Source organism: Rhodopirellula sp. MGV (genome assembly GCF_002251265.1).
Classification (GTDB): Bacteria; Planctomycetota; Planctomycetia; order Pirellulales; family Pirellulaceae; genus Stieleria; species Stieleria baltica_A.
This window is the reverse complement of the sequence record NZ_NPDI01000055.1, coordinates 17,856-28,145: the sequence shown is the minus strand read 5'-3', so window position 1 is coordinate 28,145 and position 10,290 is coordinate 17,856. Positions and strand designations below refer to the sequence as shown.

Below are 10,290 nucleotides of genomic sequence, written 5' to 3'. Positions count from 1 at the left end.
CTTCGCAATGCTTGGTTGCACTCATGAGCCGCCTTGGCGATAGCCAGCGGTTGAGTGGTTCTGTTCTGCATGCGGTATTATCGCCGCATGCAGGGCCCCGAAAATCGCGTAACGGCTAGACTCCAACGCCGTAGTGGACGAAGCGATGAGTCCCAGCTTTGGGCTTCGCAATGTTTCGTTGCACTCATGAGCCGCCTTGGCGATAGCCAGCGGTTGAGTGGTTCTGTTCTGCATGCGGCATTATCGCCGCATGCAGGGCCCCGAAAATCGCCTGAAGGCTAGACTCCAGCGGGGGGCGTCATGCCTATGCAAAGAGCGACTTCACTTTGTCATCGATCTCTCGCAGTGCGTCCGCGGGCAACGCGTGCGACTTCAGCGTTTCGGTAATTTGTGTGGGACGGCGGGCCCCTACTAAAACGCCACTGACGCCAGGCTGCGAAAGAGCCCAGCCGATGGAGACTTGTGCGACGGTCATTGCGTGGTCTTTGCCGATGACTTCGAGCAAGTCAATTACCTCGTGGGCTTTGCGACGTTGATCACCTTGAAAGATCGGGTACTTTGGCCGGCTGTCGCCTTCGGCAAACACATGGTCGCGTTTGATCTTGCCGGCTAGCAACCCTTTCATCAGCGTCCAAAACACATAGACCTTCGTGCCGGATTTGGAAACGGGTTCGATCAGATCCTCAATCGAATCACGTTGAATCAGGTTCAGCGGGCATTGAATCGCGTCACAGGGGACCACCGACGCGAACTGGCGAATCTGATCGAGCGTGGCATTACAAAGTCCGACGGTTTTGCACAGACCACGGTGCTGGAGCTTTGCCATCGTTTCAGCCGACAGTTCGATTTCGACATTCGGGTCTGGGGAATGCAGGTACAACAAATCGATCTGTTCCAGTCCAATTCGTTGCAGGTGTTCTTCGGCGTCTGCAATCAATTGTTTGGGTGATCCGTCGACAACACGATTGTGGTCAGCGTCCCAGCGTTGGCCGACCTTGCCCATGATGTGGTATCGGCCGGGGGCGGATTGGACGAACTCGCGCAATACACGGTCGCTCTCGCCGTCGTAGCCATAGCTGTAAGCCGTGTCGAAATGGGTGACTCCGGAGTCGATCGCAGCGCGGATGGTATCGCGCGCGTCGTCACGTGTGACACCGATCGTGGTAACGCCGGCGATCGGCCAAAGGCCCAAGACGATGTTTGATAGGTCCGACACGGTGGTGAGTCCTTGGTGCGTAAGACGCTTGGCGTGATGCAAACAAAAAAAACGCGTGGTGACTTGCACCACGCGTTCATAAATGATGATTAGGCGGTTGGATTCTGTGGGGAAGCGTCGATTTTCCCGGACGATGCGAATCGCTTCTCGCCGGTCAGAATCGCCACCTTCACATTCTCATTAGTAATCGATCGTCGTGCCAAGGCTGATACCTTGGACCCACAGGCTGCCATCAACGATGGTCGGTTGACGATAGTTCGCTGCACCGATGGTGCGTGGGTCGTCGGTGCCGTCAACGTTGCGGTTGATCTGTTGACCAGCCAGTGCGACCTTGTCGAAGTACATGAAATTGTATCCGACGGTAAAGGAGACGTGATCGCGGAAGCGGTATCCCAGCGTGACGTTCAGTTCGGGGATGAAGCTGAATTCGTCGTCGGAGCTCGCCAATTGCTCTTCGTCCACCAACAGGCTGCTGTCGTAAACGTTGTTGATCACGTTGTCGACACCGTCATCCGAGCGACCGGTCTTTTGAACCGTGCGGCTCATGTTACCCATGTGAACTTTCGACAGCATGCGGACTGCCCAAGGACCACGAGTAACGTATGACTCGAAACCGATTTGACCACCATTGAACTCATTCTCGGTGTCGAACTCGCTGAAGTCCGAAGAGAATGCGTTGGTGTTGTTATTGATCGAGCGACTGTAGATCGACAGGTTGTCGTCCAAGCGGAAGTAGCTGTAACCGCCGATCAACTCGACGCGGGCCGACTTGGTGTGGCAGTAAGTCATGCGAGCATAAGCTTCTGCTGACAGCAGATCGGTGCTGAAGCTCGACTGGACCATACCGCGTTGTGGAGCGACGACACCGGGGTTGCTGCTCGCTTGGTTGACGATCAGCGCACTTTCCGATGCGGTGCCGGGGTTGGTCAACGGGATCTGGAAGAACGGTCGGCCGATCGACATTCCCGTTCCGTTGCCGGACATCGAGAAGTCATCGCCGTTCTCGCTCAGCCACATAAAGCGGCCGCCGATTCCGAAGTTGTCCGAAAAGTAGCGGCCAACGTCAAAGCGGGTTCCGCCAGAGACTCCGCCGTCCAATCCGTCATCGCCGCCCCAAACCGGAACGGTCGTTGCGCCCGATGGTGGGTTGTTGGGATCCGGCAATACAGGGAACTCGGTCGGATCAGCAGTCGCGACCAAGACAGGTGCTTGGCGAGCCTGCATGAACATGATCAGACCCTCCGCACGGATCCAGCCGTCCTTGTTGCAGAGATTCATCAATCCTGCAAACGCGCCGCTATCGCAACTGCTGCCGCAAGACGCGTCGCATCCGCCATCGCATCCAGGGGCATCGCAGGATGTGCAGCCAACTTGAGCGATACCGCCGCCCAGTTGCATGTCGCCAACCGAGATCGGCGCGTAACTTGGCAAGTTGCCAACGTGAGTTGTACGATGGGCGACTGGTTCAACGCCGAGGTCGCCAACAAATGCTTGTGAGGCTTGTTCGTTACCGGCATACTCAGTGTCGCCGGCGAATTGTTTCTCGCCAGCGTGAACAGATACAGAGGCAGACAGCATCATTGCCGCCAGGGTCATGCCTCGAAAGTTCCTTTTCATTTTTGAAGTCTCGCGCAGTCCGGGAATACTGGAATGACTGGTATAAGTCGATCGACGCAACTGGCCGTCAGATCAAGAACCTCCCTCACGAGCGGAATAGTTAGCCTATTTAGCCTCGCTTGAAGTCACAGCTTTCCACAGCTGCGCATCTTCACAGGAAATGGTCCTATCGGGCAGTACAATGACGGTCCGAAGCCAGATGGACTGCTTGGATTGGCGTAAAAGTTTTTGCAAAATTGGCCCTTCACAGAAGCGGAATGACCCAACAACACAACTCGCAGACGAATTCGGAAGCTGAAACTGCCAATTCTGCGCTGCCTGCATCTACTGAATCGCCTTCGCCCAACGCAAGTCTTCCTGGCAGTACGCCAACCAATTCGGGCAATCTTGAGGGGCAACCGGACAGCACCAAAACCGAATCGGTTGATCTCGAAGCTCAGGACAAGTTGCCTGATTCGCCAGTTTCGCCTAGCTCGCCCGAGTCACCAACGGAGGCTGATGCGACAGACGTTTCTGATGTCGCTGCGATCGCTGCGGCTGCCAGTGCCGTTGCTGGCGAATTGATCGCTCCAGAGACGCAGACCGAACTGACAGCGCCAGCTGTAGCGGACGGCGATGACGGAGCTCCCGAAGGTCCTGCTCGAACGATCGCACCCGAACGATTTCAAACCGGCGCAAAATCGGTTTCGCTGTTCTCGGGATTCAAGACGCCAAAGATGCTCCGCTGGATGCGGATTCTTGACGAGATCGCCGGTTGGGAACCGACCCTGCAAAAGGATACGGACACGGAACTGAAAAAGCGTTCCTTGGCACTTCGTTACCGCGCGATGGCAGGGGAGAAACTGGCCAAGCTTCTGCCCGAAGGATACGCACTCGTCCGCGAAGCCGGTCGTCGCGCACTTGGGATGCGTCACTACGACGTGCAAATGATCGGTGCGATTTCACTGTTCGAGGGCAGCATCGCCGAGATGCAAACCGGTGAAGGTAAAACGCTGACCGCGACACTGCCGCTGTATATCCATTCGCTCGTCGGTAAAGGCGCCCACCTAGCGACGGTCAACGATTACTTGGCCAAACGTGACGCCGAATGGATGATGCCGATCTTTCACAAGCTGGGCGTCAGCGTCGGAATCATTCAAACGTCCGACGACCAGGGCTCACGTCGCAAGTCGTACTCCTCAGACATTACATACGGTACCGCAAAAGAATTCGGCTTCGACTTCTTGCGAGACCGTCTTCTGCTGCGTGCCCAAAACCGTATCCAAACCGAAATGCTCGGCGACGGTGGTGGCGGGTTCAGCGATTCCGGTGACAAGCCCGTCATGCGAGGCATGCACTTTTGCTTGGTCGACGAAGCGGACAGTATCCTGATCGACGAAGCTCGAACGCCGTTGATCATCGGCAGTATCGAAGACACCGTGCGTGATCAAATCGTCGAGACGTATCGCTGGGCCTCAAGCGTTGCACCGGAGTACCTCGAAGACGAACACTACACGATCGATCCCGACACCAAGCAATACGAATTAACCGCACGAGGTCGGCAAAAGGTCCGCTCGCTGCCGAAGAGCGACCTGGTGCGGACCATGGGCTTGGTCGACCTTTACGAATACACCGAGCGTTCGATCAAAGTCCACAAAGAGTTCTTGCTCGATCGTCAATACGTTGTCCGTCCCGGTGACAAGGGCGAAAACGAGATCGTCATCGTCGACGAATTTACCGGGCGTTTGGCAGAAGGACGAAAATGGCGTGACGGGATCCACCAAGCGATCGAGGCGAAGGAAGGGCTGGATATCAGCGTTCCCACCGGGCAAGCCGCCCGGATCACGGTGCAGGATTTGTTTCTCCGTTACAACCACTTGGCGGGGATGACCGGTACTGCCGCGACCAGCGCAGGCGAATTGCGGCGAATCTACCGCACACCGGTGCTCCGCGTACCGACCAACCGGCCGCCAAAGCGAAAACAGTTATCCGACCGCGTTTTCGGGCGACTCGATTCGAAATTCCGTGCGATCGTCGACGAAGTGCAGGAGATTCACGCGACCGGACGACCGGTACTGATCGGGACACGCTCGATCGACAAGAGCGAAATCCTGTCGCGGTTGCTGAATGAACTTGGCATCGAACACGAAGTTTTGAATGCAAACAACGTCGAACGCGAGGCCGAGATTGTCGCTGATGCGGGCGGCCTCGGCCGAGTGACGGTGGCCACCAACATGGCTGGACGTGGTACTGATATCAAATTGTCTGACGAAATCGTGGGACTTGGTGGGATGCATGTCATTTGTACCGAGCTGCACGACGCCGCACGGATCGACCGTCAGCTGATCGGCCGTTGTGGTCGCCAGGGTGACCCCGGATCGTACCGCCAGTACTTGTCGTTGGACGATGACATTTTGAAAGGCGGGCTTGGGCCAGACAAAGCCGACAAGTTGAAGTCGCGTGGCGCGAATCTGGAAGGCTCTGTCGACTCTTATGCCAAGCTGTTTCGCAAGGCACAGCGGAAGGTCGAAAAGAAACATTTCCGTGACCGGATGGTGCTGCTGCACCATGAAAAGGAACGGAAGAAGATGCAGCGTGAAATCGGCCAGGATCCTTACCTGGACACCCCAGATTGACAGCTGAACGGGCGTTTTTTTCAAAGATTGATTGAAGTCTTGTGGGGCCTCTGCCGACAGCCGTCCCAATTCAAAAAAAAGGAAAAAAGCCGTCTCAGACGAGCTTGACATCAGGATTGCGTAGACCGTATCCCCGCTTCCGTGTCCATTAGCTCCCGGCACTTCCGCCCACATCCGCGGCGAGCGTCGGAGTCAATTCGGGTCTTTGAAGGTGAATCGAGTCACCCTCTCGTCGACGCGAAACGGCACGCGCCATGTCAGTTCGATGCGGTTGGACCGACGTGCCGTGGGGCTAAAACCGACGTCGTGATTTCGTGCACGTAGACGAAAGCACGTTATGTATTCACAAAGTCTCACCGCGAAGAAGGAGTGTCGCGTTGAAACGCCACGAAAGACTTTTTGGCCCCAAGAGTTGGGGTGCCGCCGTGATGGCGTGCCTTGTAGGGACGTCCACCGTCTCTGCACAGCTATCGATGCCAGGAGCAAACCTGCCATCCAAAGACAATTCAGGCGCGGCAACGACTGCCGTTCCTTCGTATGCTCGCGGGGCAGTCGCTCCGGCGGCCAACGTGCAAAACGGCAAGGCGCTTGTGGGCCAAGCTCGCGCGGCACTGGACGCGAAACAATTTGAATCCGCGGTCGAGTTTTATCGATCCGCCCAAGCGGCAGCGAGTGTTGATCCTAAGATCGCTTCGGACGTCGCTCGCCTTCGTGTCGACCTGCAAATCGCAGGCATCGATGCGGCGCTACTCAACTTGCCACCACGCATGGCTGCCGGTTTTCAAGCCCAGCCGATGCCAACGGCACAGCAGAACGTCGCAGCAACCAAAGCGGAAGCACTCCGTCTGGTCGCACAAGGCCGACTGGCTCTGGACCGTGGCGACACTGCCGGTGCATTGGGCTTCGCTCGCCAAGCACAGCAGTTGAACATCCCCGAGTCCGCATTCGCTCCTGGCGAACCTCGCGTTTGGGACTTCGTTCTTGATGCCGAATCGGCTGCCAAGCGAACCGGCGTGATGGACTCGCAAATCGCTCTCGCCGGCGGCGCTGGCGGAATGGATAGCGACGAAGCGAACTTCATCCAACAAATGCTCTTCAGCGGTGAAACCGGTGGAGCGGTTCAGCAAGTCCAAGCCCTCGGTGCTCCGCTGCCTCAAGGCAACGCCGCCGATCCCGTGGCCGACTACGAAGCTGGCTTGCAAGCACTGCAAGCGGGCGATCAAGACACCGCTCGCCAACACTTCATCGAAGCTTGGAAGTACGAAAGTCAGCTTGACTTGGCGACTCGTAATGCGCTCAAGGACAAATTGACCTTGTTGCAGCCCAAGCGTTTGCCGACGGCTGCCGAAAAGGCCGAGATGACCGCGATTGAGCGTGTTGATCTGGAAACCAAAGAACTGACTCAGCGTTTGTATCGCGAGATCACCGCCGAGTTGGCCAAGACGGCCGAGATGAAAGAGTCGGCTCCACTGGATGCCCTCGATAGCTTGAATCGCTTGCGACGACGCGTGGACGGTTCGAACGTCCCCGAAGCCAATAAAACGGCACTCGTTCGCATGGTCGACCGCGAGCTGGAAAAGCAAAAACAGTACGTCGAGAACAATCGCGCCGCCATCGAGTTGAACCTTCAAAACGAAGCCGTTCGTACCGAGATGGCCAACGAAGCTGCTCGTGAAGTTCGCATCGACGAAGAAATCTCCAGCCTCGTTGATACCTTCAACGAGCTGGTGCGTGATCAGCGTTTCGAAGAAGCAGAAGTAGTCGCCAAACAGGTCAGTGAACTGAAACCCGGTTCGACCGTCGCGACCAACATGCTGCTCAAGAGTCGCTTCGCGTCACGCGATCAGATGATGCGAAACATTCAGTCCGGTAAGGAAGAACTGTTCCAGAACGGTCTGATGGACGTCGAGTTGTCGGCATCGCAAGTTGCGGGTTACGACCCCAACCAACCGATGACCTTCAACCGTGATCCACAATCGTGGCACGAGTTGTCGATCCGTCGTAGTCAAGACACCGGTTCGCTGTTCGGTTCGGTTCAAGAACGCAAGTTGAAAGAGCAGCTTTCTTCTACTCGCGTGAACATCCAGTACCGCAACCGCCCGCTTCGCGAAGTCATCGACGACTTGTCGAATGTTACCGGCATCCCGATGGTGCTCAATCGTCGTGCTTTGGAAGCGGTCAACGTTCTCGAAGACACCCCGGTGACTTTGGAATTGCGTGACCAGATCGTGCTGAAAAGCGCTCTGAACTTGATCCTGCAAGACTTCGATTTGGCCTACGAGATCAAAGACGAAGTTCTGCAAATCACCAGCTCGCGTGCAAAACGTGAAAACGTTGTCACTCGGACCTACAAAGTCGCCGACTTGGTCACACCAATTCCAAACTTTGTCTCCAGCCATGATGACGGTTTGGCCGGTGCTTTGCGTGCGGCGTACCAGATGACCAATCCCCGATTGGACGTCCAGATGATGCCGGTCTCGATGACTGACTTGGCAACTCGCCAAGCCAACACGATGAACCCAGCCAAGATGTCTTCGAACGTTCTCGGCCAGTACAGCCCGATGGGATCGCAAGGCGGCTTCGGACCGCAGAACCCACCAGGCGGTGCCGGTGGTGGATCGTTTGCCGACTTCGACTCGCTGATCCAGCTGATTCAAACCACCGTTGTTCCCGATACGTGGGAAGCTCTCGGCGGTAACAGCACGATGGCTCCCTATCGTCAGAACCTCAGCCTGATTGTGAGTACGACCAGCGACGTTCACGACCAAATCGTTGACTTGATCGAATCGCTGCGTTCGCTGCAAAACCTGCAGATCACGATCGAAGTTCGCTTCATCACCCTATCGGACACGTTCTTCGAACAAATCGGCGTCGACTTCGACGTCCAGTTCGACGACAACGTGACCAACTTGCCAAGCGACGACGAAGGCCCCAGTGTCACCGTTGGTTTCGACGGCGTGTCAGGTTTGCCACGTGCTGACTTGGACGTCCGATTGGACAACACGCTCGGTGTGAACCCGATCTTCGGTGCTCCCGACCCGGGCTCGCTGTCGACACTCGGCTTCGCGATCCTCAGTGACATCGAAGCGTTCTTCTTCTTGCAAGCCGCGCAAGGTGACGAACGAACGAACGTCATGCAGGCTCCCAAGGTGACGTTGTTCGACGGCCAGATCGCTTCGATCAGTGACCAATCGCAACGCCCCTTCGTGACCAGTATCACTCCGGTTGTCGGTGACTTCGCCGTCGCCCAACAACCTGTGATCGTGGTCCTTAACGAAGGCACTCAGTTGAACGTTCAAGGGATCGTCAGCGACGATAAACGCTTCGTCCGCCTGACCCTGGTACCGTTCTTCAGTCAAATCGGTGACGTCGATACCTTCACCTTCGAAGGTTCGCGAACCACTCGCAGCAGCAGCACCGACCAGGAAGACACCAACGGTGACGGCGTGGTCGATGAGAACGATGCGGTGGATTCGAGCGAAACCGAAGACGTGATCACTGGTACCACGGTGCAGTTGCCAACCTTCGCGTTCACCACCGTCAGCACGACGGTCAGTGTTCCCGATGGCGGTACGATCCTGTTGGGTGGTATCAAGCGTCTGAGCGAAGGCCGCTCAGAACGTGGCGTGCCAATCCTCAGCAAGATCCCTTACCTGAGCCGACTGTTCCGCAACGTTGCGGTTGGACGCGACGCGACCAGCTTGATGCTGATGGTCACCCCGCGAATCATCATCCAAGAGGAAGAAGAATTCGCCCAAACGGGTTACCAAACGAACCGTTAACGTTCGCAGCTCAAAAGAAAGTTCATCGCCAACGCGGTGGGGCATCATCCAGCCCCGCCGCGTTTTTTGTTTGCGCCACAGCAGCCTATTCCGCTGGAGTCTAGGCTTTAGCCGATTTTCGTCCGCTCTGATCGAGGCTTCAGTCGATTCTCCTGGCCGCTTCTCCAAAGTCCACGCACGCTCAAGCAACAGCAATGCTTGAGGCCAGCCGGGATCCGCTCCTCTCCCATCGCAGGGGCAATCTCCATCATCCCTGCCACACCCACGGACAACCGGCATCGGCTTTACCACTGACTAAACTAATGCGGACCAGCCTTCCAATCTCAGCGCCCGCTGAACCAGCCGGTCAAAACGCGTGTCATTTCCGACCCAGAAACACCGTCATCTGCCGAGTAGTCACGGTCACCAAACTGTACACACGACCCCCCAATTGGGAAAGTTTGACGGTTGGATGCGTAGAACCGGTTGCAAAAAGGTTAGAAAAGCATATTTGTCAAGTCAGAATTCCTTGACCGTGATAAATTTTGTTCTAGAGTTTGTTGGTAGGAGTGGAGGCTCTACCTCCCATGCGAGCCCCACATTGAACCGGCCTACAGCGACCCGAGCCGTGTGACCTCCCGTCGGACGTTCTGATTCGCACCGTAGGCATCAAATAAAAGAATATCAGGCCGGTTAACGAAAGGACTGAAACATGTTGGTTTTATCTCGTAAGAAGAACGAAAGCATCGTCATCAACAACGACATCAAGATCGTTGTCGTCGAAATCCGCGGAGACAAAGTTCGTCTCGGAGTGGAAGCACCACGCGAAGTGCCTGTGCACCGCCGAGAAGTCTACGATGCCATCCAGAAAAGTCTGGAGTCCGGTGACGCAGCGGTCGATGCATAGGGCTAGAAGGCCAAACAAGTTCTTGTTTCACACCAGGCCGTGACGGCGTACCACTGCGGAGTGTACGTCCAAACAAATTTCGTCAGGTTTTCCTCTGAACCCTTGACGCTCCATGGTGGTCTTCGGTACAACTCCGCCCATCGAAGTCAGCGACAGCAATTCACCTGTTGCGAC

The 10,290-nt window shown here is 56.2% G+C and carries 5 protein-coding genes; 3 read left to right on the top strand and 2 right to left on the bottom strand.

All coding sequences use genetic code 11. From position 1 onward, the window contains the following. Window positions 1–304 precede the first annotated feature (304 nt). Both CGZ80_RS20370 and CGZ80_RS20365 read right to left on the bottom strand, forming a co-directional pair. Window positions 305–1,216 carry an aldo/keto reductase gene (locus CGZ80_RS20370; RefSeq protein WP_094417533.1) on the bottom strand — a complete coding sequence of 304 codons (912 nt, stop codon included), beginning with the start codon at window positions 1,214–1,216 and terminating at the stop codon, window positions 305–307. 180 nt (window positions 1,217–1,396) lie between these two features. After that, on the bottom strand, window positions 1,397–2,812 hold the full coding sequence (locus tag CGZ80_RS20365; protein WP_158222795.1) for a BBP7 family outer membrane beta-barrel protein: 1,416 nt from the start codon (window positions 2,810–2,812) through the stop codon (window positions 1,397–1,399). Window positions 2,813–3,090: 278 nt separating this feature from the next. On the opposite strand from CGZ80_RS20365, the gene CGZ80_RS20360 reads away from it, so the two are divergent. The 3 genes from CGZ80_RS20360 to csrA all read left to right on the top strand — a co-directional run bounded on the left by CGZ80_RS20360 (window position 3,091) and on the right by csrA (window position 10,116). Then, the gene (locus CGZ80_RS20360; RefSeq protein ID WP_233148549.1) at window positions 3,091–5,448 is read left to right on the top strand and encodes a preprotein translocase subunit SecA; all 2,358 of its coding nucleotides are present in this window, start codon (window positions 3,091–3,093) and stop codon (window positions 5,446–5,448) included. Between the two features lie 377 nt (window positions 5,449–5,825). After that, complete coding sequence (locus CGZ80_RS20355; RefSeq protein ID WP_409994559.1) at window positions 5,826–9,230, top strand: hypothetical protein; 3,405 nt, start codon at window positions 5,826–5,828, stop codon at window positions 9,228–9,230. Window positions 9,231–9,921: 691 nt separating this feature from the next. Then, window positions 9,922–10,116, top strand: a complete 195-nt coding sequence (gene csrA / locus CGZ80_RS20350; RefSeq protein WP_094417527.1) for a carbon storage regulator CsrA — start codon at window positions 9,922–9,924, stop codon at window positions 10,114–10,116. Window positions 10,117–10,290 lie beyond the last annotated feature (174 nt).